At 67.3% G+C, this 25,370-nt stretch carries 22 protein-coding genes and 1 tRNA gene; 6 read left to right on the forward strand and 17 right to left on the reverse strand.

Annotated features, from left to right (window positions below; all coding sequences use genetic code 11):
• On the forward strand, window positions 1-1,025 hold a 1,025-nt coding region (locus CCL05_RS05385), incomplete at its 5' end, for a S41 family peptidase (protein ID WP_086559322.1).
• Here CCL05_RS05385 and CCL05_RS05390 read toward each other — a convergent pair.
• Both CCL05_RS05390 and CCL05_RS05395 read right to left on the reverse strand, forming a co-directional pair.
• Complete coding sequence (locus CCL05_RS05390; protein WP_086559323.1) at window positions 1,022-1,222, reverse strand: DUF397 domain-containing protein; 201 nt, start codon at window positions 1,220-1,222, stop codon at window positions 1,022-1,024. The genes CCL05_RS05385 and CCL05_RS05390 overlap by 4 nt on opposite strands.
• On the reverse strand, window positions 1,219-2,097 hold the full coding sequence (locus tag CCL05_RS05395; RefSeq protein ID WP_086559324.1) for a helix-turn-helix domain-containing protein: 879 nt from the start codon (window positions 2,095-2,097) through the stop codon (window positions 1,219-1,221). The genes CCL05_RS05390 and CCL05_RS05395 overlap by 4 nt, the downstream gene beginning before the upstream one ends.
• Before the next feature lie 152 nt (window positions 2,098-2,249).
• On the opposite strand from CCL05_RS05395, the gene CCL05_RS05400 reads away from it, so the two are divergent.
• The 3 genes from CCL05_RS05400 to CCL05_RS05410 all read left to right on the forward strand — a co-directional run bounded on the left by CCL05_RS05400 (window position 2,250) and on the right by CCL05_RS05410 (window position 4,459).
• Complete coding sequence (locus CCL05_RS05400) at window positions 2,250-2,660, forward strand: ATP-binding protein (RefSeq protein WP_086559325.1); 411 nt, start codon at window positions 2,250-2,252, stop codon at window positions 2,658-2,660.
• Window positions 2,661-2,943: 283 nt separating this feature from the next.
• Window positions 2,944-3,798, forward strand: a complete 855-nt coding sequence (locus CCL05_RS05405; RefSeq protein ID WP_086559336.1) for a helix-turn-helix domain-containing protein — start codon at window positions 2,944-2,946, stop codon at window positions 3,796-3,798.
• 49 nt (window positions 3,799-3,847) lie between these two features.
• Window positions 3,848-4,459, forward strand: coding sequence for a Uma2 family endonuclease (locus CCL05_RS05410; RefSeq protein WP_086559326.1), 612 nt, complete (start codon window positions 3,848-3,850; stop codon window positions 4,457-4,459).
• Window positions 4,460-4,573: 114 nt separating this feature from the next.
• On the opposite strand, the gene tuf is transcribed toward CCL05_RS05410, so the two are convergent.
• The 15 genes from tuf to CCL05_RS05490 form a co-directional block, all read right to left on the reverse strand.
• The gene (gene tuf, locus CCL05_RS05415; RefSeq protein WP_020274921.1) at window positions 4,574-5,767 is read right to left on the reverse strand and encodes an elongation factor Tu; all 1,194 of its coding nucleotides are present in this window, start codon (window positions 5,765-5,767) and stop codon (window positions 4,574-4,576) included.
• 156 nt (window positions 5,768-5,923) lie between these two features.
• Window positions 5,924-8,050 (reverse strand): elongation factor G, encoded by a 2,127-nt coding sequence (gene fusA / locus CCL05_RS05420; protein WP_086559327.1) that lies wholly within the window; start codon window positions 8,048-8,050, stop codon window positions 5,924-5,926.
• 39 nt (window positions 8,051-8,089) lie between these two features.
• Complete coding sequence (gene rpsG / locus CCL05_RS05425) at window positions 8,090-8,560, reverse strand: 30S ribosomal protein S7 (protein ID WP_003998848.1); 471 nt, start codon at window positions 8,558-8,560, stop codon at window positions 8,090-8,092.
• A 2-nt stretch (window positions 8,561-8,562) separates the two neighbouring features.
• Window positions 8,563-8,934, reverse strand: a complete 372-nt coding sequence (gene rpsL / locus CCL05_RS05430) for a 30S ribosomal protein S12 (RefSeq protein ID WP_003948652.1) — start codon at window positions 8,932-8,934, stop codon at window positions 8,563-8,565.
• A gap of 333 nt (window positions 8,935-9,267) precedes the next feature.
• A complete protein-coding gene (locus CCL05_RS05435; protein WP_086559337.1) occupies window positions 9,268-9,789 on the reverse strand; it encodes a DUF1707 and DUF4190 domain-containing protein in 522 nt (173 codons plus the stop codon).
• 143 nt (window positions 9,790-9,932) lie between these two features.
• Window positions 9,933-13,832, reverse strand: coding sequence for a DNA-directed RNA polymerase subunit beta' (locus CCL05_RS05440; protein ID WP_086559328.1), 3,900 nt, complete (start codon window positions 13,830-13,832; stop codon window positions 9,933-9,935).
• 94 nt (window positions 13,833-13,926) lie between these two features.
• Window positions 13,927-17,412 carry a DNA-directed RNA polymerase subunit beta gene (rpoB, locus tag CCL05_RS05445; RefSeq protein WP_086559329.1) on the reverse strand — a complete coding sequence of 1,162 codons (3,486 nt, stop codon included), beginning with the start codon at window positions 17,410-17,412 and terminating at the stop codon, window positions 13,927-13,929.
• A gap of 574 nt (window positions 17,413-17,986) precedes the next feature.
• Window positions 17,987-18,376: a 50S ribosomal protein L7/L12 gene (rplL, locus tag CCL05_RS05455; protein ID WP_086559330.1), complete on the reverse strand. Its 390-nt coding sequence runs from the start codon at window positions 18,374-18,376 to the stop codon at window positions 17,987-17,989.
• 115 nt (window positions 18,377-18,491) lie between these two features.
• Window positions 18,492-19,022 carry a 50S ribosomal protein L10 gene (rplJ, locus tag CCL05_RS05460; protein WP_086559331.1) on the reverse strand — a complete coding sequence of 177 codons (531 nt, stop codon included), beginning with the start codon at window positions 19,020-19,022 and terminating at the stop codon, window positions 18,492-18,494.
• Between the two features lie 381 nt (window positions 19,023-19,403).
• Window positions 19,404-20,261, reverse strand: a complete 858-nt coding sequence (locus CCL05_RS05465; protein ID WP_086559332.1) for an SCO4651 family lipoprotein — start codon at window positions 20,259-20,261, stop codon at window positions 19,404-19,406.
• Window positions 20,262-20,389: 128 nt separating this feature from the next.
• Entirely contained in the window at window positions 20,390-21,115 is a 726-nt protein-coding gene (gene rplA, locus CCL05_RS05470; protein ID WP_086559333.1) for a 50S ribosomal protein L1, read from the reverse strand.
• A gap of 76 nt (window positions 21,116-21,191) precedes the next feature.
• A complete protein-coding gene (rplK, locus tag CCL05_RS05475; protein WP_010036796.1) occupies window positions 21,192-21,626 on the reverse strand; it encodes a 50S ribosomal protein L11 in 435 nt (144 codons plus the stop codon).
• A gap of 163 nt (window positions 21,627-21,789) precedes the next feature.
• Entirely contained in the window at window positions 21,790-22,617 is an 828-nt protein-coding gene (nusG, locus tag CCL05_RS05480; protein ID WP_086559334.1) for a transcription termination/antitermination protein NusG, read from the reverse strand.
• 80 nt (window positions 22,618-22,697) lie between these two features.
• Window positions 22,698-22,982, reverse strand: coding sequence for a preprotein translocase subunit SecE (secE, locus tag CCL05_RS05485; RefSeq protein WP_010036800.1), 285 nt, complete (start codon window positions 22,980-22,982; stop codon window positions 22,698-22,700).
• Between the two features lie 108 nt (window positions 22,983-23,090).
• Window positions 23,091-23,163: transfer RNA gene (locus CCL05_RS05490), tRNA-Trp, on the reverse strand.
• 306 nt (window positions 23,164-23,469) lie between these two features.
• On the opposite strand from CCL05_RS05490, the gene CCL05_RS05495 reads away from it, so the two are divergent.
• The gene (locus CCL05_RS05495) at window positions 23,470-24,696 is read left to right on the forward strand and encodes a pyridoxal phosphate-dependent aminotransferase (RefSeq protein ID WP_086559335.1); all 1,227 of its coding nucleotides are present in this window, start codon (window positions 23,470-23,472) and stop codon (window positions 24,694-24,696) included.
• Between the two features lie 123 nt (window positions 24,697-24,819).
• The coding region (locus CCL05_RS05500) for an amidohydrolase family protein (protein WP_483025069.1) at window positions 24,820-25,370 on the forward strand (551 nt) is incomplete at its 3' end.

The raw sequence follows: 25,370 nt of genomic DNA on the forward strand, positions 1-25,370 counted from the left end.
GCCCCACCCCCAAGGACCCCCGCACCGCCTTCGACGTCTTCTGGCACTCCTTCGCCGAGAACTACCCCTTCTTCGCCGCGAAGGGCATCGACTGGCAGGCCGTAGGGGACCGCTACCGCCCGAAAGTCGACGACGACACCACCCGCAAGGAACTCTTCGCCCTCTTCAGCGACATGGTCCGCCCCCTCTACGACGCCCACGTCGCCGTCCGGGACGGAGACCGGGTCTTCGCTCAGGGCCGCCCCGGCACCGACATGCCCACGCAGGAGCTGGACACCAAGGTCAAGAAGTTCATCGGCGAACGCGACCTCAAGGGCGCCCCGTACCGCCAGGACTTCGCCAACGGCCGGATCACCTACGCCGACCTGCCCGGCGGCGCCGACCAGGGCTACCTCCGCATCTCCGGCTTCGGCGGCTACACCCCGGAGGACGCCCCGTACGCCACCCACCTCGCCGAACTCGACAAGGCCCTCGACACGATCCTCACCAGGGACCGAACCCGGCGCCTCAAGGGCCTGATCATCGACCTGCGCGTCAACGGCGGCGGCTCCGACGCCCTCGGCATCCACATCGCCGAGCGCCTCACCGACAAGCCGTACGTCGCCTACGCCAAACGCGCCCGCAACCACCCCACCGACCCGGGCCGACACACCCGCCCCGAGCCCATCCGGGTCGTCCCGGCCGACGGGCCCCGCTACACCGGCCCCATCGCCGTACTGACCGGCGGCTCCACCGTCAGCGCGGGCGAGACCTTCACCCAGGCCCTCATCAACCGCCCCGGCGGCACGATCCGCATCGGTCAGCCCACGCAGGGCGTCTTCTCCGACGTCATGGAGCGCCACCTGCCGGGCGGCATGACCGCCATCCTCCCGAACGAGGAGTTCCTCAACCGCTCCGGCCACACGTACGACGGCACGGGCATCCCGCCCCACCTCACCGAACCGGTCTTCACGAAGGAGGAGTTCGCCAAGAAGCGGGACTCGGCGTTCGACCGCGCGGTGAGCGTCCTGCGGAACGACGGCTAGACGGACGCCACGAAGTCCGACCAGGCCTCCGGCGCGAGGGCGAGCCGGGGGCCTGCGGCCTGCTTTGAGTCCCGGACGTGGATCACCTCCGGAGTGGTCGCGATCTCGACGCAGGAGTCGCCGTCAGGGCCACTGCTGTAACTGCTCTTGAACCACGCCAGTTCGGAGGCGGCCCCGATCGAGGACTTGCGGATCATGTCTCTCCCAGCAGTTGCTCAATGAAGGCCAGCGACTCCCGTGGCGGAAGGGCCTGAGCTCGGATGGTGCCATACCGCAGTTCGAGGACCCGGATCTGCTTCGGATCAGTGGTCGGTCGCCCGTTGAAGGCGCCGTCGGACCGGCCCACCGCAGTACCATCCCCGAACTTCAGCACCTCGATCCTCCCGTTCAGACCGGGATGGGCCTCGCTGCTCGTCGGCATCACCTGAAGCCTGACGTTTCGCAACCGCCCCACCTCCAGCAGGTGCTCAAGCTGCTGACGCCAGACCATTGTGCCCCCAACCGGGCGCCGCAGCGTCGCCTCCTCCTGGACGAAGCTGAGCGACGGCGCCGGCGACCGCTCGAACACGGACTGCCGGGCCGTGCGCGCAGCCACCAGCCGCTCCACCTCGTCCGGCGAGTACGCGGGCTGCCCGGACTCGAACAGGGCTCGCGCGTGATCCGGGGTCTGCAACAGGCCGTTGATGCTGATGCTTTCGTACACCCCGATCTCAACCGCCTGCCCCTCCAACTTGGCCAGCTCCCGCACCCTCTTGGGATACCGAACCCTCTTCACGTCCTCCCACGTCGCCGCAATCAGCCCACCCGCCCCCAACACCTCATCCGCCCTGACGAGATAGTCCTGCCGGGGAATCCGCTTCCCGCCCTCGATCTTGTAGACCATGTCCTCGCCGTACCCGACCGCCGTCCCGAACGCGGCGGCCCGCATCCCCACCGCCTCCCGCCGCAGCTTCAGCTGCCGCCCGACGGTCGCGATGACGGCGACGCCCCACTCGTCGTCCGGGTCCACCTCCCAACCCGGCTCGTCCGCCTCGCCGTTGAGCCGTCCCGCGTCCGCCTCGACCGCCGTCATCCCGCACCCTTCCGTCGTACGACCGTGCCCAGCGCCCTACCCGTACGCACGGCCCCGACAGCCCGGACACGACCGGACAAGCTCCGGACAGTCACCGTACGCACCCGCTGAGTCACTGTTCACTGTAAGCACGGACGGCCACTCTGAGTGACGTGAAGCAGCAACCCCCTGAACTCACCACCCCGGTCCGCAACTTCAGCCTCCAGCTGTCCCCCACCCCACGCGGCGCCCGCCTGGCCCGCCTCCTGGCCACCGAACAACTGCGCTCCTGGGGACTGCCGCTGGACCCGGCGAGGCAGGTCATCGCAGAGCTGTCGGCCAATGCGGCGGAACACGGCCGCATCCCCGGCCGCGACTTCCGCCTGCTCCTCTACGTCGTGGCCGACACCCTCCGCATCGAGGTCACGGACACCCGCGGCGACCGGCTGCCGACACCCCAACTCCCCACTCCGGAGTCCGAGTCCGGCCGCGGCCTGCTCCTCGTCGACGCACTCGCCGACCGCTGGGGTGTCACCCCGGGTCTGCCGCCCCGCAAGACCGTCTGGGCGGAACTCACCCTCTGACCTGAAGCACCGGGCCCCAACATCTCGCGCTCCGGTGCCGCAGGCGGTCTCCCTCAAGGACCACGAGGAGGAAAGAACCCGACCAAGCCCCACCCCTCCCGCCGAGTTGGCGATGTTCACTCGCTCGCTCACTCACGCGAGTGAACATCGCCAACTCAGCTGGATCCGGGAGCCATTGCCTGCCCTACGCTCAGCGCAACAGACCGCAGACATGCGACGGCCCTCGCCGGGACTGGCATCCCAGTGCGAGGGCCTGACCACCGAGGAAGGCTCCAACTTCCTGATGGATACGCAGAACCCTAACGTGCCCTCGCACGCCCACACCCCCGAAACGGGGAAGAAGCACCCGAACCGGCGGCACCCCCACGCCGGCCTGATTCACGACAACACCCGTCACACCACCCGCTTCACGGTGATCGGCAACCACCTCGCCCAGCACCCGGAGCTGTCACTGCTCGCGATCGGGCTCGGCACGCACATCCAGTCGCTCCCAGCGGGCACCCGAGTCGACATCAAGACCCTCGCCGCCCGCTTCCCGGAGGGCACGACCCGGATCGCCGCCGCCCTGCGCGAGCTGGAGACCCACGGCTACCTGCGACGCGTGCGCGAACGTATCCCCGGCGGCCGGATCATCACCCGCACGATCTCCTGCAACCAGCCAGGTCACAGCGGTACGGACGCCCCTCCCCCAGCCCCGAGGAAGCGGACGAGGCCGCCCGGCAGCAAGCTCCTCCCGGCCGTACCGCGCCCGGCCTACCCCGCACCCGCCCTCCTCCAACAGGCCACGGACCTCCTCACAGCCCTCCGCCGCGAGGACACCCGCCTCCTCCTCTCCACCCTCGACGTCGCCCACCTCGCCCCTGGTGTCGCCGCCTGGTTGGAACGCGACGTCTCCCCCACCTCCGTACGCCACGCCCTGACGACCGACCTCCCACCCGAGGCCCTCCACCGCCCAGCCGCCCTCCTGGCCCACCGCCTCACGGCACAGCTGCCGCCACCGCCTCCGTTCCGGGCGCCCACACCACCGCCGGCCGTCCGTCACCCGCTCCAGACCTGCGACGGCTGCGACCGCGCCTTCCGCGCACCGGCCCCCGGCCACTGCCGCGATTGCCGATCAAGTCTCCTGGAGGCCGCTTAGCATGAGAGCGACGATCCTTGCCCCTGGGCACAGACGAGGAGCGAGCGCCATGACCACCGCCTCGGAGAACGAGCAGCAGGGCGCCTCCCACCGGTATCGGGCCATGCGGGACTTCGTTCAGTCCATGGACGACTCCCTGCCCGGCAAGTTCGAGGTCAGCAAGGAAGGAATCGTCCACGACATGATGGCGCCCGTGGGTCCGCACGAGCTGACCACCCTGCACCTGCGGAGACGCCTGGAGAAGGTGATGCCGGAGGAGATCGTGGCCCACACGGGCGAACCCGATGTGGAGGACGAGTCCGAGGGCATCATGCGTCGCCCCGACGTGATGGTGATCGCCCTGGAAGACATGGACGTCCCTGGCTCCTTCGACCCCCGCACACTGGTCGCCGCCATCGAGGTCGTCTCCCGCTCCAACCCGGACAACGACTGGGTGGCCAAGATGCGCGACTACCCCCTCATCGGCATCCCCGTCTACGCCGTCTTCGACCCCCGTACCGGCACCGGCACCGTCCTCACCGACATCCACCCCACACCGGACGGCCCGCGCTACGCGACCCGCAAGGACTTCGTCTACGGCGAGGACGTGACCATCGCCGACTGGACGATCGCGACCGACGGCCTGCCCCTGTACCGGAGCGACGACGCCCCACAGGAGTGAGCCGGCACCCCCGGCCGGCACCCCCGGGGCACAGCAAAGGGGCCCGCACGACCGAAGTCGTACGGGCCCCTCCGAGCCACTCAGGTCAGCAGACCCTCAAGCCAGTCCGAAGACTCACTTGTTGATCTTGGTGACCTGGCCGGCGCCCACGGTCCGGCCACCCTCACGGATGGCGAACTTCAGGCCCTCCTCCATGGCGACGGGCTGGATGAGCTCCACCTTCATCTCGGTGTTGTCACCCGGCATGACCATCTCGGTGCCCTCGGGGAGGGTCACCACGCCGGTCACGTCCGTCGTACGGAAGTAGAACTGCGGGCGGTAGTTGTTGAAGAACGGCGTGTGGCGGCCACCCTCGTCCTTGGACAGGATGTAGGCCTGCGCCTCGAACTCGGTGTGCGGGGTGACCGAGCCCGGCTTGATGATGACCTGGCCGCGCTCGACGTCCTCGCGCTTGATGCCACGGAGGAGCAGACCGACGTTCTCACCGGCCTGGCCCTCGTCGAGGAGCTTCCGGAACATCTCGATGCCGGTGACCGTGGTGGTGGTCTTCTCCTGCTTGATGCCGATGATGTCCACGGTCTCGTTGACCTTCAGGACACCACGCTCGATACGGCCGGTGACGACCGTACCGCGACCGGTGATCGTGAAGACGTCCTCGATCGGCATGAGGAACGGCTTGTCGACGTCACGCTCGGGCTCCGGGATCGCCGTGTCGACGGCGTTCATGAGCTCGAGAACCGAGTTGCCCCACTCCTTGTCGCCCTCAAGGGCCTTCAGAGCGGAGACCTTGACGACGGGAACGTCGTCGCCCGGGAACTCGTACTCGGTGAGGAGCTCACGGACCTCGAGCTCGACGAGCTCCAGGATCTCCTCGTCGTCCACCATGTCGGCCTTGTTCAGGGCGACGACGATGTACGGAACGCCGACCTGGCGGGCCAGGAGCACGTGCTCCTTGGTCTGCGGCATCGGGCCGTCGGTGGCGGCGACCACGAGGATGGCGCCGTCCATCTGCGCCGCACCCGTGATCATGTTCTTGATGTAGTCCGCGTGACCGGGGCAGTCGACGTGGGCGTAGTGACGCGTCTCGGTCTGGTACTCGACGTGCGCGATGGAGATGGTGATACCGCGCTGGCGCTCCTCAGGAGCCTTGTCGATCTGGTCGAAGGCCGAGGCCTCGTTCAGGTCCGGGTACGCGTCGTGCAGCACCTTGGTAATGGCGGCCGTGAGGGTCGTCTTACCGTGGTCGATGTGACCGATGGTGCCGATGTTGACGTGCGGCTTAGTCCGCTCGAACTTCGCCTTCGCCACTGGGGTCCTCCTGTGGAGTGGTTCTGGTACGCCTTACTCATCGGCGCCAGGTGATCTTTGCTGGAAAGCCCGGGCCCCGGGGCACTCTCACCATGATTGCGGCGGAATGCCCCTCAAGGCTCCGGAGTCAAGCCTACGGCGTGCAGACGCTGTGCGTTACTCGCCCTTGGCCTTCGCGATGATCTCCTCGGCGACGTTCCGGGGAACCTCGGCGTAGGAGTCGAACTGCATGGAGTAGCTGGCACGGCCGGACGTCTTGCTGCGCAGGTCGCCGACGTAGCCGAACATCTCCGAAAGGGGCACGAGGCCCTTCACGACGCGGGCACCGGCCCGCTCCTCCATGGCCTGGATCTGGCCACGGCGGGAGTTGATGTCACCGACGACCTCACCCATGTAGTCCTCGGGCGTGGTGACCTCGACGGCCATCATCGGCTCGAGCAGTACGGGGCTGGCCTTGCGCGCGGCCTCCTTGAAGGCCTGCGAACCGGCGATCTTGAACGCGAGCTCGGAGGAGTCGACCTCGTGGTAGGCACCGTCGAGCAGCGTCACGCGCACACCGGTCATCTCGTAACCGGCGAGGATGCCGAACTGCATGGCCTCCTGCGCACCGGCGTCCACCGAAGGGATGTACTCCTTCGGCACACGGCCACCGGTCACCTTGTTGATGAACTCGTACGAGGCGTCGCCGCCCTCGATCGGCTCGATCGCGATGATCACGCGAGCGAACTGGCCGGTACCACCCGTCTGCTTCTTGTGGGTGAACTCGACCTTCTCGACGGCCTTGCGGATCGTCTCGCGGTACGCGACCTGCGGCTTGCCGACGTTGGCCTCGACCTTGAACTCGCGCTTCATGCGGTCGACGAGCACCTCGAGGTGAAGCTCGCCCATACCGCCGATGACGGTCTGGCCGGTCTCCTCGTTGGTGTGCACCTGGAAGGAGGGGTCCTCCTCGGCCAGGCGCTGGATCGCGACGCCGAGCTTCTCCTGGTCGCCCTTCGACTTGGGCTCGATGGCGACCTCGATGACCGGCGCCGGGAAGTCCATGGACTCCAGGATCACCGGGTTCTTCTCGTCCGCCAGCGTCTCACCGGTGGTGGTCTGCTTCAGGCCCATGACGGCGACGATGTCGCCGGCGCCCACCGACTCGATCTCCTCACGCTTGTTGGCGTGCATGCGGTAGATCTTGCCGATGCGCTCCTTGCGGCCCTTCACCGAGTTGAGCACGGCGGTGCCGGAGTGCAGACGGCCGGAGTACACGCGGACGAAGGTGAGCTTGCCGAGGTGCGGGTCGCTCATGATCTTGAACGCCAGCGCGGCGAGGGGCTCCTCGTCCGACGGCTTGCGCGCGATGACCTGCTCCGGGTCCTTGACGTCGTGACCCTCGATGGCCTCGACGTCGAGCGGGGTGGGCAGGTAGCGCACGACCGCGTCGAGCAGAGGCTGAACGCCCTTGTTCTTGAACGCGGTACCGCAGAACACGGGGGTGACGGTGGTGCCGCCGCCCTTGCCGGACGCGATGGTGATGCGACGGATCGCGGCGTAGAGCTGCTCCACGGTGGGCTCGGTGCCCTCCAGGTACAGCTCCATCAGCTCGTCGTCGTTCTCGGCGACGGCCTCGAGCAGCTTGCCGCGGTACTCCTCGGCAGCCTCGACGTGGGTGTCCGGGATGTCGACGGTGTCGTACATCTCGCCCTTGGTCGCCTCGGCCGACCAGACCAGGGCCTTCATCGTCACGAGGTCGATGACGCCCTTGAAGTCCGCCTCGGCACCGATCGGCAGCTGCATGACGAGCGGCTGCGCGCCCAGGCGGTCGCTGATCATGTCGACGCAGCGGTGGAACTCCGCGCCGGTGCGGTCGAGCTTGTTGACGAAGCAGATACGCGGAACGCCGTAGCGGTCCGCCTGACGCCACACGGTCTCGGACTGGGGCTCAACGCCGGCGACACCGTCGAACACCGTCACGGCACCGTCGAGCACGCGCAGGGAGCGCTCCACCTCGACGGTGAAGTCGACGTGACCCGGGGTGTCGATGATGTTGATGGTGTAGTCGTTGCCCTCGAGCGGCCAGTGACAGGTGGTGGCAGCAGAGGTGATCGTGATGCCACGCTCCTGCTCCTGCTCCATCCAGTCCATGGTGGCGGCGCCGTCGTGGACCTCACCGATCTTGTACGAAACGCCGGTGTAGAACAGGATCCGCTCGGTGGTGGTCGTCTTGCCCGCGTCGATGTGGGCCATGATCCCGATGTTGCGGACCCTGGCCAGGTCAAGCGAAGTGGTAGCCATAAGGCTTCAGTCTTCTCTCGGTCTCGATGGGGTCTGCGACTACCAGCGGTAGTGCGCGAAGGCCTTGTTGGACTCGGCCATCTTGTGCGTGTCCTCGCGCTTCTTCACAGCGGCACCCAGGCCGTTGCTGGCATCGAGGAGCTCGTTGAGCAGACGCTCGGTCATGGTCTTCTCGCGACGGGCGCGGGAGTAACCGACGAGCCAGCGCAGCGCCAGGGTGTTGGCACGGCCGGGCTTGACCTCGACCGGGACCTGGTAGGTGGCACCACCGACACGGCGGGACTTGACCTCGAGGGTCGGCTTGATGTTCTCGAGAGCGCGCTTCAGCGTGATGACCGGGTCGTTGCCGGTCTTCTCGCGCAGGCCCTCCATGGCGCCGTAGACGATGCGCTCGGCGGTGGAGCGCTTGCCGTTCAGCAGCACCTTGTTGATCAGGGAGGTGACAAGAGGAGAACCGTAGACCGGGTCGATGATGACCGGGCGCTTCGGGGCGGGGCCCTTACGAGGCATTCTTACTTCTCCTTCTTGGCGCCGTAGCGGCTGCGGGCCTGCTTGCGGTTCTTGACACCCTGGGTGTCGAGCGAACCGCGGATGATCTTGTAGCGAACACCCGGCAGGTCCTTCACACGGCCGCCGCGCACGAGCACGATGGAGTGCTCCTGCAGGTTGTGTCCCTCACCCGGAATGTAAGCGGTGACCTCGATCCCGCTGGTCAGACGCACACGCGCGACCTTACGCAGGGCCGAGTTCGGCTTCTTCGGGGTGGTCGTGAACACACGCGTGCAGACGCCGCGACGCTGGGGCGAACCCTCGAGTGCGGGCGTCTTGTTCTTCTCGACCTTGTCCTGCCGGCCCTTGCGGACCAGCTGCTGGATCGTAGGCACTACTTCTCCGGTTTCTGTGTGCCGAATGGTGAAGCTAACCTGGAACGTCGCCGACCCACGCGGTCGGGTGTGTCGAATCCCGCGGACTCCCGCCGCCAGGCAGAATTAAGCGCAGATTGCGGTGGCCGGTGTCAGCTCGCAGTGCGGGTGATGGCACGCACGAGAGCCAGGGCACACCCCAGGCACAAGGTCTGAGCGTACCTACCGCATTCGCTGCGGTCAAAACAAATGGGTGCCGACCGCATCACCACGCGGGACATGTCAAGCCCCCCGGCCGTTGACGATCTTCATTTCGATGCCGGCCTGTCCGATTTACCCATGTTTCTTTGTGCGTCACCCGGCCGCGATGGACACCACCGTCAGCAACACCAGGACGAGTGCCCAGCCTGCCGTGGACAACCATCCGAGCACGAGACCGGTCAGGGCGAGGCCGTCCCCCAGCTCCCCCCGGCTGCGGATCTCGGCCCGCGCCACATGCCCCAGCACCACGGCCGGAATCCCGGTCAGCCCCATGGTCGGCACGCACAGCAGCCCGCACACGCCGGCCGCCACCGCCTTCCCGTTCGTCTGCGGCCGCGGCACGGGCAGGAACGTCCGGGGCACCGGCAGGACGCCGGCGGGCTGCGGCAGGGGCCCCTGCGGCAGATCCGCGACGAGCACCGCCAGCTCCCCCACGGTCCGCGCCGCGTACGCCCGCGCCACCCGCTTCTCGAACTCGTCGTGCTCCATCCGCCCCTCCGCGTACCCGGCTCTGAGCACGTCCACGGCCCGCTCCCGATCGGCATGCGAGGCGAGCATCGACGGGGCACCGGGACCCTGCCAGGGTTGCCAGGACGGATAGGGCGGCTGCGACACGAAGAACCTCCCCGGGAGCCGGAGTCCTTCCATGATGCGCCGAAGAGCGGCATCCGGCACCGGTGCGTCCGCGGCCGGGCGGCGCCGACACGCCAAAGGGCGGTCACCCCAAAGGATGACCGCCCTCGGCTCAAGCGACTCGCTTACTGGTTGTACGGACCGTAGTCGTAGTCCTCCAGCGGCACGGCCTGGCCGGAGCCCGTGCCGAACGGCGAGTAGTCGATGTCGTCGTAGCCGACGGCCGAGTACATCGCGGCCTTGGCCTCCTCGGTCGGCTCCACCCGGATGTTGCGGTAGCGGGACAGACCCGTACCGGCCGGGATGAGCTTACCGATGATGACGTTCTCCTTGAGGCCGATGAGCGAGTCGGACTTGGCGTTGATCGCCGCGTCCGTGAGGACTCGCGTCGTCTCCTGGAAGGACGCCGCCGACAGCCAGGACTCCGTGGCCAGCGAGGCCTTGGTGATACCCATGAGCTGCGGACGACCGGAGGCCGGGTGACCGCCCTCCTGGACCACACGACGGTTCTCGTGCTCGAACTTCGAGCGCTCGACCAGCTCGCCGGGCAGCAGCTCGGCGTCGCCGGACTCGATGATCGTCACACGGCGGAGCATCTGCCGGATGATGATCTCGATGTGCTTGTCGTGGATCGACACACCCTGCGAGTTGTAGACCTTCTGGACCTCGCCGACCAGGTGGACCTGGACGGCACGCTGGCCCAGGATGCGCAGCACGTCGTGCGGGTTGGTGGCACCCACGGTGAGCTTCTGGCCCACCTCGACGTGCTCGCCCTCGCTGACCAGGAGCCGGGCGCGCTTCGAGATCGGGTACGCCGTCTCGTCGCTGCCGTCGTCCGGGGTGACGACGATCTTCTTGGTCTTCTCGGTCTCCTCGATCCGGATGCGGCCGGAGGCCTCGGAGATCGGGGCGACACCCTTCGGGGTACGGGCCTCGAAGAGCTCGACGACACGCGGCAGACCCTGGGTGATGTCGTCACCGGCCACACCACCGGTGTGGAAGGTACGCATCGTCAGCTGGGTACCGGGCTCACCGATGGACTGGGCGGCGATGATGCCGACCGCCTCACCGATGTCGACCAGCTTGCCGGTGGCCAGCGAACGGCCGTAGCACATCGCGCAGGTGCCGACGGCGGACTCGCAGGTCAGGACCGAGCGGGTCTTGACCTCCTCCACGCCGTGCTTGACCAGCTCGTCGATGAGCACGTCGCCGAGGTCGGTACCGGCCGGGGCCAGCACCTTGCCGTCGACCACGATGTCCTCGGCGAGGCAGCGCGCGTACACGGACGTCTCGACGTCCTCCGCCTTGAGAAGCGTGCCCTCGGCGTTCCGGCTCGCGATCTGCAGACGCAGACCGCGCTCGGTGCCGCAGTCCTCCTCGCGAATGATGACGTCCTGGGAGACGTCGACCAGACGACGGGTGAGGTAACCCGAGTCGGCGGTACGCAGAGCGGTGTCCGCCAGACCCTTACGGGCACCGTGCGTGGAGATGAAGTACTCCAGCACGGACAGGCCCTCACGGAACGACGCCTTGATCGGACGCGGAATCGTCTCGTTCTTCGCGTTCGACACCAGACCACGCATACCGGCGATCTGACGCATCTGCATCATGTTGCCTCGTGCACCCGAGTTCACCATCATGAAGATCGGGTTGGTCTTCGGGAAGTTGTCGTTCATCGCCTCGGCGACCTCGTTGGTCGCCTTGGTCCAGATCGCGATGAGCTCCTGCGTGCGCTCGTCCTTGGTGATCAGACCGCGCTCGTACTGCTTCTGGACCTTCTCGTCCTGCGCCTCGTAGCCCTTGACGATCTCCTTCTTCGCCTCGGGAACGACGACGTCGGAGATGGCCACGGTGACACCGGAACGGGTCGCCCAGAAGAAGCCGGACGCCTTCAGGTTGTCGAGCGTCGCCGCCACGATGACCTTCGGGTAGCGCTCGGCGAGGTCGTTGACGATCTCGGAGAGCTGCTTCTTGCCGACCTCGTAGTCGACGAACGGGTAGTCCTCGGGCAGCAGCTCGTTGAAGAGCGCACGGCCCAGGGTGGTGTTCAGCCGGAAGCTGTCACCCTGCTGCCACTCGGGCTCGCCCTCCTCACGCGCCGGCGGCATCCAGCCACGCGGCGGGATGGTGCCGACCGGGAAGCGGACGTCGATCCTCGACTGGAGCGACAGCTCGCCCGCGTCGAAGGCCATGATCGCCTCGGCGACCGAGGCGAAGGAACGGCCCTCGCCCTTGAGGTCGCGCATCTCGCCGTCGGTGGTGAGGAAGAACAGACCGAGGACCATGTCCTGGGTCGGCATGGTCACCGGACGGCCGTCGGCCGGCTTGAGGATGTTGTTCGAGGACAGCATCAGGATGCGGGCCTCGGCCTGCGCCTCCGCGGACAGCGGCAGGTGCACGGCCATCTGGTCACCGTCGAAGTCCGCGTTGAACGCGGTGCAGACGAGCGGGTGGATCTGAATGGCCTTGCCCTCGACCAGCTGCGGCTCGAAGGCCTGGATGCCGAGGCGGTGCAGCGTGGGCGCACGGTTCAGCAGAACCGGGTGCTCCGCGATGACCTCTTCCAGCACGTCGTACACGACCGTGCGGCCGCGCTCGACCATGCGCTTGGCGCTCTTGATGTTCTGCGCGTGGTTCAGGTCGACCAGGCGCTTCATCACGAACGGCTTGAAGAGCTCCAGCGCCATCGCCTTCGGCAGACCGCACTGGTGCAGCTTCAGCTGCGGACCGACGACGATCACGGAACGCGCGGAGTAGTCCACACGCTTACCGAGCAGGTTCTGACGGAAGCGGCCCTGCTTGCCCTTCAGCATGTCGCTGAGGGACTTCAGCGGGCGGTTACCGGGACCGGTGACCGGGCGACCACGACGACCGTTGTCGAACAGCGCGTCGACGGCCTCCTGGAGCATGCGCTTCTCGTTGTTCACGATGATCTCGGGCGCACCGAGGTCGAGAAGGCGCTTCAGGCGGTTGTTCCGGTTGATCACACGGCGGTACAGGTCGTTCAGGTCGGAGGTCGCGAAGCGGCCACCGTCCAGCTGCACCATCGGACGCAGGTCCGGCGGGATGACCGGCACGCAGTCGAGGACCATGCCCTTGGGGCTGTTGGAGGTCTGCAGGAAGGCAGACACGACCTTCAGCCGCTTCAGCGCACGGGTCTTCTTCTGGCCCTTGCCGGTACGGATGATCTCGCGGAGGCGCTCGGCCTCCTCGTCGAGGTCGAAGGACTCCAGGCGCTTCTGCAGCGCCGCGGCACCCATCGAGCCGTCGAAGTAGGTGCCGAAGCGGTCGCGCAGCTCGCGGTAGAGCAGCTCGTCGCCCTCCAGGTCCTGGACCTTGAGGTTCTTGAAGCGGTTCCACACCTCGTCGAGCCGGTCGATCTCGCGCTGCGCACGGTCGCGCAGCTGCTTCATCTCGCGCTCGGCACCCTCGCGCACCTTGCGGCGCACGTCGGCCTTGGCGCCCTCGGCCTCCAGCTCGGCCAGGTCGGTCTCGAGCTTCTTGGCGCGGGCCTCCAGGTCGGCGTCGCGGCGCTGCTCGATCTGCTGACGCTCGACGGAGACGTGGGCCTCCAGCGAGGGCAGGTCGCGCGTACGGCGCTCCTCGTCGACGTACGTGATCATGTACGCCGCGAAGTAGATGACCTTCTCCAGGTCCTTCGGGGCGAGGTCGAGCAGGTAACCCAGCCGCGACGGAACGCCCTTGAAGTACCAGATGTGCGTGACGGGCGCGGCGAGCTCGATGTGGCCCATCCGCTCACGGCGCACCTTGGCGCGCGTCACCTCGACGCCGCAGCGCTCACAGATGATGCCCTTGAAGCGGACACGCTTGTACTTGCCGCAGTAGCACTCCCAGTCCCGGGTCGGACCGAAGATCTTCTCGCAGAAGAGTCCGTCCTTTTCGGGCTTGAGCGTGCGGTAGTTGATGGTCTCGGGCTTCTTGACCTCGCCGTGGCTCCACTGACGGATGTCGTCAGCGGTAGCCAGACCGATCCGGAGCTCGTCGAAGAAGTTGACGTCGAGCACTATGCGTCAATCCCTCTCAGGGTTGTAAGTCATGGGGTCTGATACGGGGGTCCTGGGGCCGGCGGCCTTCATGACGAAGGCCGCCGAACTCCCGTCAGACCTCTTCGACGCTGCTCGGCTCGCGCCGGGACAGGTCGATGCCAAGCTCCTCCGCAGCGCGGAAGACGTCCTCGTCGGTGTCGCGCATCTCGATGGACATGCCGTCCGAGGACAGCACCTCCACGTTGAGGCACAGGGACTGCATCTCCTTGATGAGCACCTTGAAGGACTCGGGGATGCCGGGCTCGGGGATGTTCTCGCCCTTGACGATGGCCTCGTAGACCTTCACGCGGCCGGTCACGTCGTCGGACTTGATGGTCAGCAGCTCCTGGAGCGCGTAGGCGGCGCCGTACGCCTCGAGTGCCCACACCTCCATCTCGCCGAACCGCTGGCCACCGAACTGGGCCTTACCACCCAGCGGCTGCTGGGTGATCATCGAGTACGGACCGGTCGAACGGGCGTGCAGCTTGTCGTCGACCAGGTGGTGCAGCTTGAGGATGTACATGTAGCCGACCGAGATCGGCTCCGGGAACGGCTCACCGGAACGGCCGTCGAACAGCCGCGCCTTGCCGGACGGGAGCACCATGCGCTCGCCGTCGCGGTTCGGGATGGTGTGGTTCAGCAGACCGGCCAGCTCGTCCTCGCGGGCACCGTCGAAGACCGGCGTCGCGACGTTGGTCCGCGGCGGGACCTGGTCGGCGTCGATGGCCTGCAGGCGCTGCGCCCACTCGTCGGCGAGACCGGAGACGTCCCAGCCCTGGCTGGCGAGCCAGCCGAGGTGGATCTCCAGGACCTGTCCCGGGTTCATTCGGGACGGCACACCCAGCGGGTTGAGGATGATGTCGACCGGGGTGCCGTCCTCCAGGAACGGCATGTCCTCGATCGGCAGGATCTTCGAGATGACGCCCTTGTTGCCGTGGCGGCCGGCGAGCTTGTCACCGTCGGTGATCTTGCGCTTCTGCGCGACGTAGACGCGCACCAGCTGGTTCACACCGGGGGGAAGCTCGTCGCCCTCCTCGCGGTCGAAGACGCGCACACCGATGACCTTGCCGGTCTCGCCGTGCGGCACCTTCAGCGAGGTGTCACGGACCTCACGGGCCTTCTCGCCGAAGATCGCGCGCAGCAGGCGCTCCTCGGGCGTCAGCTCGGTCTCACCCTTGGGCGTGACCTTGCCGACGAGGATGTCACCGGCGATGACCTCGGCACCGATGCGGATGATGCCGCGCTCGTCGAGGTCGGCGAGGACCTCCTCGGAGACGTTCGGGATGTCCCGGGTGATCTCCTCGGGGCCGAGCTTGGTGTCACGGGCGTCGACCTCGTGCTCCTCGATGTGGATCGAGGAGAGGACGTCGTCCTGCACGAGGCGCTGCGACAGGATGATCGCGTCCTCGTAGTTGTGACCCTCCCACGGCATGAACGCCACGAGCAGGTTCTTGCCCAGCGCCATCTCGCCCTGCTGCGTGGCCGGACCGTCGGCCAGGACCTGGCCCTCGATGATCCGGTCGCCCTCGGCCACGATGACCTTCTGGTTGACCGAGGTGCCCTGGTTGGACCGGGCGAACTTGGCCAGGCGGTACGTGATGTACGTGCCGTCGTCGTTGGCGGTGGTGATGTAGTCCGCGGAGACCTCCTGGACCACACCGGCCTTCTCGGCCTTGACCACGTCGCCGGCGTCGACCGCGGAGCGGTACTCCATGCCGGTGCCGACGAGCGGGGACTCGGACTTAATCAGGGGCACGGCCTGACGCATCATGTTCGCGCCCATGAGGGCACGGTTGGCGTCGTCGTGCTCCAGGAAGGGGATCATGGCGGTCGCGACCGACACCATCTGGCGCGGCGAGACGTCCATGTAGTCCACGTCCTCGCCGCCGACGTAGTCGACCTCGCCGCCCTTACGGCGGACCAGCACGCGGGCCTCGGCGAAGCGGAGGTCGTCCGTCAGCGGCGCGTTGGCCTGCGCGATGACGAAGCGGTCCTCCTCGTCGGCCGTGAGGTAGTCGACCTGGTCGGTGACCTGGCCCTCGAACACCTTGCGGTACGGGGTCTCGACGAAACCGAACGCGTTCACCCGGCCGTAGGTGGCGAGCGAGCCGATCAGACCGATGTTCGGGCCTTCAGGGGTCTCGATCGGGCACATGCGGCCGTAGTGCGAGGGGTGCACGTCACGGACCTCGAAGCCGGCCCGCTCACGGGACAGACCACCCGGGCCGAGCGCGGACAGACGCCGCTTGTGCGTCAGACCCGACAGCGGGTTGTTCTGGTCCATGAACTGGGACAGCTGGCTGGTGCCGAAGAACTCCTTGATGGAGGCGACGACCGGCCGGATGTTGATCAGGGTCTGCGGCGTGATCGCCTCGACGTCCTGGGTCGTCATCCGCTCGCGGACGACACGCTCCATACGCGCCAGACCCGTACGGACCTGGTTCTGGATGAGCTCGCCGACGCTGCGCAGACGACGGTTGCCGAAGTGGTCGATGTCGTCGGTCTCGACGACCACGGACGTGCCGTTGTCACCGACCGTCTCGGTCTCGCCGGCGTGCAGCTTCACCAGGTACTTGATCGTCGCGATGATGTCCTCGACGGTCAGGATCCCGGCGTCCAGCGGGGTGTCCGTGCCCAGCTTCTTGTTGACCTTGTAGCGGCCGACCTTGGCCAGGTCGTAGCGCTTGGGGTTGAAGTAGAGGTTCTCCAGCAGCGTCTGCGCGGCCTCACGCGTGGGGGGCTCGCCCGGGCGCAGCTTGCGGTAGATGTCGAGCAGCGCGTCGTCCTGGCCCTGGGTGTGGTCCTTCTCCAGGGTGGCGCGCATGGACTCGTACTCGCCGAACTCCTCGAGGATCTGCTCGGTGGTCCAGCCGAGCGCCTTGAGCAGGACGGTGACGGACTGCTTGCGCTTGCGGTCGATGCGGACACCGACCATGTCGCGCTTGTCGATCTCCATCTCCAGCCAGGCACCCCGGGAAGGGATGATCTTGGCGGAGAAGATGTCCTTGTCGGACGTCTTGTCGATGGAGGAGTCGAAGTAGACACCGGGGGAACGGACGAGCTGCGACACCACGACACGCTCGGTGCCGTTGATGACGAAGGTGCCCTTGTTCGTCATGAGCGGGAAGTCGCCCATGAAGACCGTCTGGGACTTGATCTCACCGGTCTCGTTGTTGGTGAACTCGGCGGTGACGAAGAGCGGGGCCGCGTACGTGAAGTCGCGCTCCTTGCACTCGTCGATCGAGTTCTTCGGCGGCTCGAAGCGGTGGTCGCGGAAGGTCAGCGACATCGACCCGCTGAAGTCCTCGATCGGGGAGATCTCCTCGAAGATCTCCTCGAGCCCGGACTTGGTGGGGACGTCCTGACCGTTCTCGAGAGCCTCCTCGACCCGACTCTGCCAGGCGGTGTTGCCGAGCAGCCAGTCGAAGCTCTCGGTCTGCAGCGCGAGCAGGTTCGGAACCTCGAGAGGCTCCTTGATCTTTGCAAAAGAGATGCGCAGCGGGGCAGTGCTGGCGGCGTTGTTCGTATTCGCGGTCGAGGCGTTGCGCGAGGCGGCCAAGAGGGGGTCCTTCCGAGGGCTCGGACTCACTACGCGCGTACCGGCCCCTCTCCCGTACACGGAGACAAGCCGCGTCGGTCCGGCCTAACGGCCAGGTCAGACAGCTCTTGTCGTCGATGCTCGGGCGAGGGCAGACCCCTGGTGACGGGCAGGGGACAGCTAACAGGCAGCGCAAAGGGTCAGTGTAGCCACTTGGCACACTGATGTCCAGTCCGGGTTGTGAAACCCGTGTTGACCCTCGTTGTTCCACTCCTGCGACAAGGCGCTGCCCTCAACGCACGTTGATACTGCCCTCTTCGTCGTCGATCCATACCTCGGATTCGGATCCTTGTGACGACGCGTCCTGAGAATTGCGCGCTGCGTGCGGTTCGTCAAGGCCCCCCTGCCCGAACCGGGGCCGGCCCAGAGACACGACGAAGATCACCATACCTCCCGCCACAGAGGGTGCAAGGCAACCGTGGCCGGACCTCTGAAACGCCGAAGAGCGACCACCCGGATGGATGATCGCTCTTCCGCGCTTACGCGTTACACGCCCAGCGGGACGTGTCGTGGATCCTGGCGGATCCGGGAGGTCTTACTTGACCTCGACGGAGGCACCGGCGCCCTCGAGGGACTCCTTCGCCTTGTCGGCGGCCTCCTTGTTGACCTTCTCCAGAACCGGCTTCGGCGCACCGTCGACCAGGTCCTTGGCCTCCTTCAGGCCCAGGGAGGTCAGCTCACGCACGACCTTGATGACCTGGATCTTCTTGTCGCCGGCACCGGTGAGGATGACGTCGAACTCGTCCTTCTCCTCCGGGGCCTCGGCGGCGGCACCGGCACCGGCACCACCGGCCATGACGACCGGGGCGGCCGCGGCGGCGGTGACGTCGAACTTCTCCTCGAACGCCTTCACGAACTCGGAGAGCTCGATGAGGGTCATCTCCTCGAACTGCGCGAGCAGGTCTTCCTGGCTGAGCTTCGCCATGATTGGCGGTCCTTCCACTAAATCGGCAGGTGCCGGATGTACATGTGAGGCGGGCGTACTACTGGCCCGCTACGGTCGCCGCGTTCAGGCAGCGGCGGCCGGGATGCGAGCCGAGTTACTCGGCACCGCCCTGCTCGTCCTGCTTGGCACGGAGCGCGTCCACGGTGCGGACGAGCTTCGACGGCAGCGCCTGGAAGACAGAGGCAGCCTGCGACTGCTTGCCCTTCATGGCACCGGCCAGCTTGGAGAGCAGAACCTCGCGGGACTCGAGGTCCGCAAGCTTCTTGATCTCATCGGCGGACAACGCCTTGCCGTCAAGGACGCCGCCCTTGATGACCAGGTTGGGGTTGTCCTTGGCGAAGTCACGGAGACCCTTCGCCGCCTCGACCGGGTCACCGGTCACGAAGGCGACGGCCGACGAACCCGAGAAGAGGTCGTCGATCTGGGTGATCCCGGCCTCGTTGGCCGCAATCTTGGTCAGCGTGTTCTTCGCCACACGGTAATGAGCGTTCTCACCGAGTGAACGACGCAGCTGCTGCAGCTGCGCCACGGTGAGACCGGTGTACGCAGTAACGACAGCGCCGTTGGAGTCGCGGAACCTGTCCCGCATCTCCTCGACGGCATCGACCTTGTCAGGCCTCGCCATGAGCCTCGGCCTCCTTCCGGGTGATTCGGACCGCGCGGACCCGAAGGAGGACTGGGGAAAACGAAACGCCCCGGCGCAGGGGCACGGGGCGCAGCTCGACCGTTTGTACGCACGCACGGGGCGGCGGACTACGGGAGCTTCTCCAAGTGTCACCTGCGCGGGCCGTCCGCCGTTCAGCGGATCCTTCGGCCACCGCGCTCTCGTCCGAGCGCGCGGTAAACGACCAGCGGTCTTTGGCTTCTGTAGGAGGGTACGGGAACGGATCGCCGTCAAGCAAATCCGCCCGTACGACGGACCAGGTGATGGTCATGTCGAGCGGGCCCTTGTCGGCGTCGCCCTTCATCCGGAACTGCTTGGGATCTATGCGGATTCACGGGGAGCTCAGGGCGTACCGGCCTTCTTCCGCATCAGGTCCTCGAAGTCCCCGGTGTCGGACAACGGGGGCCGCCGGGCCCGGACCGGCACGCCGTAGTCGCCGTAGTGCGCGGTCTGGGTCATCAGGCCCGTACTCATCCGGGCCTTCTCCACCTTCTTGACCAGCAGGTTCCGCTCGTCGATCCAGATGTCGACGGTCTCGGTGGTGACACCGGCCTCGGTGAGCTGTTTCCTCAGGGCGGCGTCGGTGACGTCCGCGGCGGCCACCGTGCCGGTGTAGTGCGTGGCGGGCCGGCCGCGCACGGACTCCTCGCCGGCCTTCCTGACGTCCCCGGAGGCCAGCAGGAGCTTCACGGACTGGTTCGGTGTGGTGCTGCGCATCTGGTCGCCGAGATGGGCGCCGGACCCTCCGGCGAGGGCTTCCAGGTCCTCGTAGGCGTACCGGATCCAGTGCTTGCCGCCGGCCTGCTCGGAGAACTTCTCGCCCATGCGCGCGTAGTACGCGTCGGGCAGGTAGCGGGCCTCCATGGAGGTGCTGCCGAGCCGGCGCATGGTGTCGGCCACGGTGCCGCCGGTGTAGGTGATGCTCAGGGTGCCGGTGATGCCGTCGCCCCAGCCGAGAGTGCCATCGGCGGTCATGGACATCAGCGAGCCCATGGTCGTCGTGGACTCGACCCGGGCGGACCCGGCCCGCTGGGTGGCGCGCTCGGCGGAGCGCAGGGCCGCGACGGTCCGGCCGTGCGCGGCGCGGTCGTCCTTGTCGGGGCCGTCGGAGGAGTCCGGGGAGGTGCAGGCGGCCATCCCTGTCAGCGCGCTCGCCAGGGCGAGCACCAGGCCCGCGCCGCGCACGGTCGTGCCCTGCATACGTCCCCCCGTTCGCATCCGGTTCCCGCACGTTAACCCAGGCCACCGGCGTACGTACCGGAAAAGGGAACGGGCCCCGCACCTGTGAGAGGTGCGGGGCCCGTGACCGGTTGCGTGAGCCGTCAGACTCAGACCGCGGCCGGGTCCTCCTCGACGAGGAGGTTGCGGGTGCGGTTCGGGTCGACCGGGATGCCGGGGCCCATCGTGGTGGTGATGGCGGCCTTCTTGATGTACCGGCCCTTGGCGGCGGACGGCTTCAGACGGAGGATCTCCTCCAGCGCGGCGCCGTAGTTCTCCACCAGCTTGGTGTCGTCGAAGGACGACTTGCCGATGATGAAGTGCAGGTTCGCGTGCTTGTCCACACGGAACTCGATCTTGCCGCCCTTGATCTCGGTCACGGCCTTGGCCACGTCCGGGGTCACGGTGCCGGTCTTCGGGTTGGGCATCAGACCACGCGGACCGAGCACCCGGCCGAGGCGGCCGACCTTGCCCATGAGGTCCGGGGTGGCGACGACGGCGTCGAAGTCCAGACGGCCCTTCGACACCTCGTCGATCAGTTCGTCGGAGCCGACGATGTCGGCGCCCGCGGCGGTCGCGGCCTCGGCACGGTCACCGGTCGCGAAGACCAGGACCCGGGCGGTCTTACCGGTGCCGTGCGGGAGGTTCACGGTGCCACGGACCATCTGGTCGGCCTTGCGCGGGTCGACACCCAGACGGAAGGCGACCTCGACGGTGCCGTCGAACTTGGTCGTGGAGGTCTCCTTGGCGAGACGGACGGCCTCGAGCGGGGCGTAGAGCTTCTCCCGGTCGACCTTGGCGTCCGCAGCGCGAAGGGACTTGCTGCGCTTGCTCACTACTGCTCCTGTGGATTCTTAGGAGTCGTGGTCCGGGCCGAGCAGGCCCCGCCACTTCTGCTGATGGGGTTGGGGCTCAGCCCTCGACCGTGACGCCCATGGAACGGGCGGTGCCGGCGATGATCTTCTCGGCGGCGTCCAGGTCGTTGACGTTGAGGTCGGGCATCTTGGTGGTCGCGATCTCGCGGACCTGGTCACGCGTGATCTTCGCGACCTTGGTCTTGTGCGGCTCGCTGGAGCCCTTCGCCACGCCCGCGGCCTTGAGGATCATCTTCGCGGCCGGCGGGGTCTTGGTGATGAAGGTGAAGGAACGGTCCTCGTAGACCGTGATCTCCACCGGCACGACCCAGCCACGCTGCGACTCGGTCGCGGCGTTGTAGGCCTTGCAGAACTCCATGATGTTGACGCCGTGCTGGCCCAGCGCGGGGCCGACCGGCGGGGCCGGGTTGGCGGCACCGGCCTGGATCTGGAGCTTGATGAGCCCCGTGACCTTCTTCTTCTTGGGAGGCATGTGCTCTCTCCGGGTCCTAGTGAGAGTTTTCCAGCCTCCGAACCGGATCAGCCGGATGGAGGCATACCGCACAACGATAACGGGTATCTATGCGCGGCCAAAAACCGAGCAGGTCAGGCAGACTCCAGGAGCCCGTCTGACCTGCTCGGAAGCCGGGGTGGTGCTAGTTCTTCTGGATCTGGTCGAAGGAGAGCTCGACCGGCGTCTCGCGGCCGAAGATCTCCACGAGGCCCTTGACCTTCTTCGAGTCCGGGTTGATCTCGTTGATGGTCGCCTGCAGCGTGGCGAACGGACCGTCGGTGACGGTGACCGAGTCGCCCACCTCGAAGTCCAGCACCTGGACCTCGACCTTGCGCTGCGGAGCCGGCTTGCCCTCGGCCTCGGCGGCCTCGCGGGCGGCCTTCTCCTCGGCCTCCGGGGCGAGCATCTTGACGATCTCGTCCAGCGTCAGCGGGTACGGGTCGTAGGCGTTGCCCACGAAGCCGGTGACACCCGGGGTGTTGCGGACGACGCCCCAGGACTCGTTCGTCAGGTCCATGCGGACGAGGACGTAGCCCGGGAGCTTGTTCTGCTTGATCGTCTTGCGGTCGCCGTTCTTGATCTGGACGACCTCTTCCTGCGGCACCTCGGCCTGGAAGATGTAGTCCTCGACGTTCAGCGAGACGGCGCGCTGCTCCAGGTTGGTCTTCACGCGGTTCTCGTAGCCGGCGTAGGTGTGGATGACGTACCACTCGCCGGGCAGGACCCGCAGTTCCTCACGGAGCTTCTCGATCGGGTCGCGGTCGTCCTCGGGCTCTTCCTCGGCCTCGTCCGCGACCTCTTCGTCGGTCCCGGTCTCCGCCTCGGCGGCGTCGTCGTCCGCGACGGCGTCGGCAGCCTCGACCTCGGCGGAGGCCTCGGTGTCCTCGCTGTCCGCGCCCTCGACGGTGTCGAGCTCGTCCTCGACGGACTCGACAGGCTCGATGGCGTCGTTCACGTTCGGGTCAGACACGGTGGCTGCTTCTTCCTGGATACATAGGGGTGGAACATGCGAAAGGAGCGCCGGGTACCTCGGCGCTCTTCGCGGGCGGTTCAGCCGAACACGTACTTGGCGGCGTGGCTGAGTCCATAGTCAATCACGGTGACCAGGCCGATCATGATGACCACGAAGATGATCACCACGGTCGTGTAGGTCGTCAGCTGGTTGCGGGTCGGCCAGACGACCTTGCGCAGCTCCGCGACGATCTGGCGGTAGAAGAGGGCGAGCCGCTTCAGCGGGCCCTTCTTTCCGCGCTTGCCGCCCTTGCGGGTCTTCTTGGACTCCGGCGCCTCATCCTGGGCATCAGGCATGTCGATGGAGCCCACGGCGTCCGTCACTCGTCCTCACCTGATTCCGGGTCGTGGCCGTGCCGCGCCCGGTCTGAGCCGCACGGCGGTGCATTGCTGTACGTACATGCGCACACATCCTGGCGAAGGTGTGTGTAGCAGGGCCGGAGGGACTTGAACCCCCAACCGCTGGTTTTGGAGACCAGTGCTCTACCAATTGAGCTACGACCCTTTGTGTGTCCCCCAACGTACCGCATCCGTCCGGATGCTTGGTGTGCACCGAACGGGCGCGGCCTGCGAGAGGCCAACGAGGTGAGAGTGTACGTGGTCTGCGGCCGGTCGTCGAACAGAAAGGGCTCCGGCAAGGCCTCGTTGGCGGAAGATCGCCTGCGGAGCGGGGGGCGGAGGGCCGGGCTCCGGGTGAAGATCGCCCAGGCCGTGCGGCCGGTCCGGACTGTTGTTCAAGGGTTTGCCCGGCGTTGTTCAGTCTGTGAAACCCCCGTGCCGCGCGCGTTTCCAGTCTGAAACGATGGGGCGCATGAGCCCTGCAACCCCTCCCACCGAGCGCCGGGTCTCCGCCCGAGTCGGCGCGATCTCCGAGTCCGCCACCCTCGCCGTGGATGCCAAGGCCAAGGCCCTCAAGGCCGCCGGGCGGCCGGTGATCGGCTTCGGCGCCGGTGAACCCGACTTCCCGACTCCGGACTACATCGTCGAGGCCGCGATCGAGGCCTGCAAGAACCCGAAGTTCCACCGCTACACGCCGGCCGGCGGCCTGCCCGAGCTGAAGGCCGCGATCGCCGCGAAGACGCTGCGCGACTCCGGCCTCGAGGTCGACGCGTCGCAGATCCTCGTCACCAACGGCGGCAAGCAGGCCATCTACGAGGCCTTCGCCGCGATCCTCGACCCGGGCGACGAGGTCATCGTGCCCGCGCCCTATTGGACGACGTACCCGGAGTCGATCCGGCTGGCCGGGGGTGTCCCGGTGGAGGTCGTCGCCGACGAGACGACCGGCTACCGGGTGACCGTCGAGCAGCTGGAGGCGGCCCGTACGGAGAAGACGAAGGTCGTCCTGTTCGTCTCGCCGTCGAACCCGACCGGCGCGGTCTACACCGAGCAGGAGACCGAGGCGATCGGCCGCTGGGCCGTCGAGCACGGTCTGTGGGTGATGACCGACGAGATCTACGAGCACCTGGTCTACGGCGACGCCTCCGCCGTGTCCCTGCCGGCGGTGCTGCCCGAGCTGCGCGACAAGTGCGTCGTGGTGAACGGTGTCGCGAAGACGTACGCGATGACCGGCTGGCGGGTCGGGTGGATCATCGGCCCGAAGGACGTGATCAAGGCCGCGACGAACCTCCAGTCGCACGCCACGTCGAACGTGTCCAACGTCGCCCAGGCCGCCGCACTGGCCGCCGTCTCCGGTGACCTGGTCGCCGTCGAGAAGATGCGGGAGGCCTTCGACCGGCGCCGCAAGACCATCGTGCGGATGCTGAACGAGATCGACGGCGTGGTGTGCCCGGAGCCGGAGGGCGCGTTCTACGCGTACCCGTCGGTGAAGGCGCTGGTCGGCAAGGAGATCCGGGGCCGGCGGCCCAAGGACACGGTCGAGCTGGCCGCACTGATCCTGGAGGAGGCCGAGGTTGCGGTGGTGCCGGGCGAGGCGTTCGGTACGCCCGGGTATCTGCGGATGTCGTACGCGCTGGGTGACGAGGACCTCGTCGAGGGCGTGAGCCGGATGCAGAAGCTGCTGGCGGAGGCCAAGGACTGACGTCCGCTCCGTCGGCCTGGGGCACATACCGAATTCGGTATGTGCCCCATTTGTTTGTGCGAGCAAGGCCACTAAAGGGGAAACCGCTACCGGGACGGCTGAGGCGTACGGCAGGATCCTGGGATGGAGCGTGTACGTGATGTCTCTGAGCTGCCGAAAGCCCATCTGCACCTGCACTTCACCGGGTCGATGCGGCCCTCGACCGTGCTGGAACTGGCCGACAAGCACGGGGTGCGTCTCCCCGACGCGCTGACCGAGGCGCTGAGCGGCGGGGAGCCGCCGAGACTGCGGGCGACGGACGAGCGGGGCTGGTTCCGCTTTCAGCGGCTGTACGACGCGGCGCGCTCGTGTCTGCGGGAGCCGGAGGACATCCAGCGGCTGGTGCGGGAAGCCGCGGAGGAGGATCTGCGGGACGGGTCGGGGTGGCTGGAGATCCAGGTCGATCCGACGTCGTACGCGCCGCGGCTGGGCGGGCTGATCCCGGCGCTGGAGATCATCCTGGACGCGGTGGAGACGACGTCGCGGGAGACCGGGCTCGGGATGCGGGTGCTTCATCCGGTTCGCCGCGACCAGCACCCGCATCCCGAGCCCGGTCTCCCGCGACGTCGTCTCCACCGCGTCCAGGATGATCTCCAGCGCCGGGATCAGCCCGCCCAGCCGCGGCGCGTACGACG

The sequence above is a fragment of the Streptomyces africanus genome (assembly GCF_002150735.1).
In the GTDB taxonomy this organism is placed as follows: domain Bacteria; phylum Actinomycetota; class Actinomycetes; order Streptomycetales; family Streptomycetaceae; genus Streptomyces; species Streptomyces africanus.

Bases quoted from the DNA above. Each gene is read 5' to 3' on its own strand.
- CCL05_RS05390 (WP_086559323.1), bottom strand. From the start codon at position 1,222: ATGATCCGCAAGTCCTCGATCGGGGCCGCCTCCGAACTGGCGTGGTTC.
- CCL05_RS05395 (WP_086559324.1), bottom strand. From the start codon at position 2,097: ATGACGGCGGTCGAGGCGGACGCGGGACGGCTCAACGGCGAGGCGGAC.
- CCL05_RS05405 (WP_086559336.1), top strand. From the start codon at position 2,944: ATGGATACGCAGAACCCTAACGTGCCCTCGCACGCCCACACCCCCGAA.
- CCL05_RS05410 (WP_086559326.1), top strand. From the start codon at position 3,848: ATGACCACCGCCTCGGAGAACGAGCAGCAGGGCGCCTCCCACCGGTAT.
- fusA (WP_086559327.1), bottom strand. From the start codon at position 8,050: ATGGCTACCACTTCGCTTGACCTGGCCAGGGTCCGCAACATCGGGATC.
- rpsG (WP_003998848.1), bottom strand. From the start codon at position 8,560: ATGCCTCGTAAGGGCCCCGCCCCGAAGCGCCCGGTCATCATCGACCCG.
- rplL (WP_086559330.1), bottom strand. From the start codon at position 18,376: ATGGCGAAGCTCAGCCAGGAAGACCTGCTCGCGCAGTTCGAGGAGATG.
- rplJ (WP_086559331.1), bottom strand. From the start codon at position 19,022: ATGGCGAGGCCTGACAAGGTCGATGCCGTCGAGGAGATGCGGGACAGG.
- CCL05_RS05465 (WP_086559332.1), bottom strand. From the start codon at position 20,261: ATGCAGGGCACGACCGTGCGCGGCGCGGGCCTGGTGCTCGCCCTGGCG.
- rplK (WP_010036796.1), bottom strand. From the start codon at position 21,626: ATGCCTCCCAAGAAGAAGAAGGTCACGGGGCTCATCAAGCTCCAGATC.
- CCL05_RS05495 (WP_086559335.1), top strand. From the start codon at position 23,470: ATGAGCCCTGCAACCCCTCCCACCGAGCGCCGGGTCTCCGCCCGAGTC.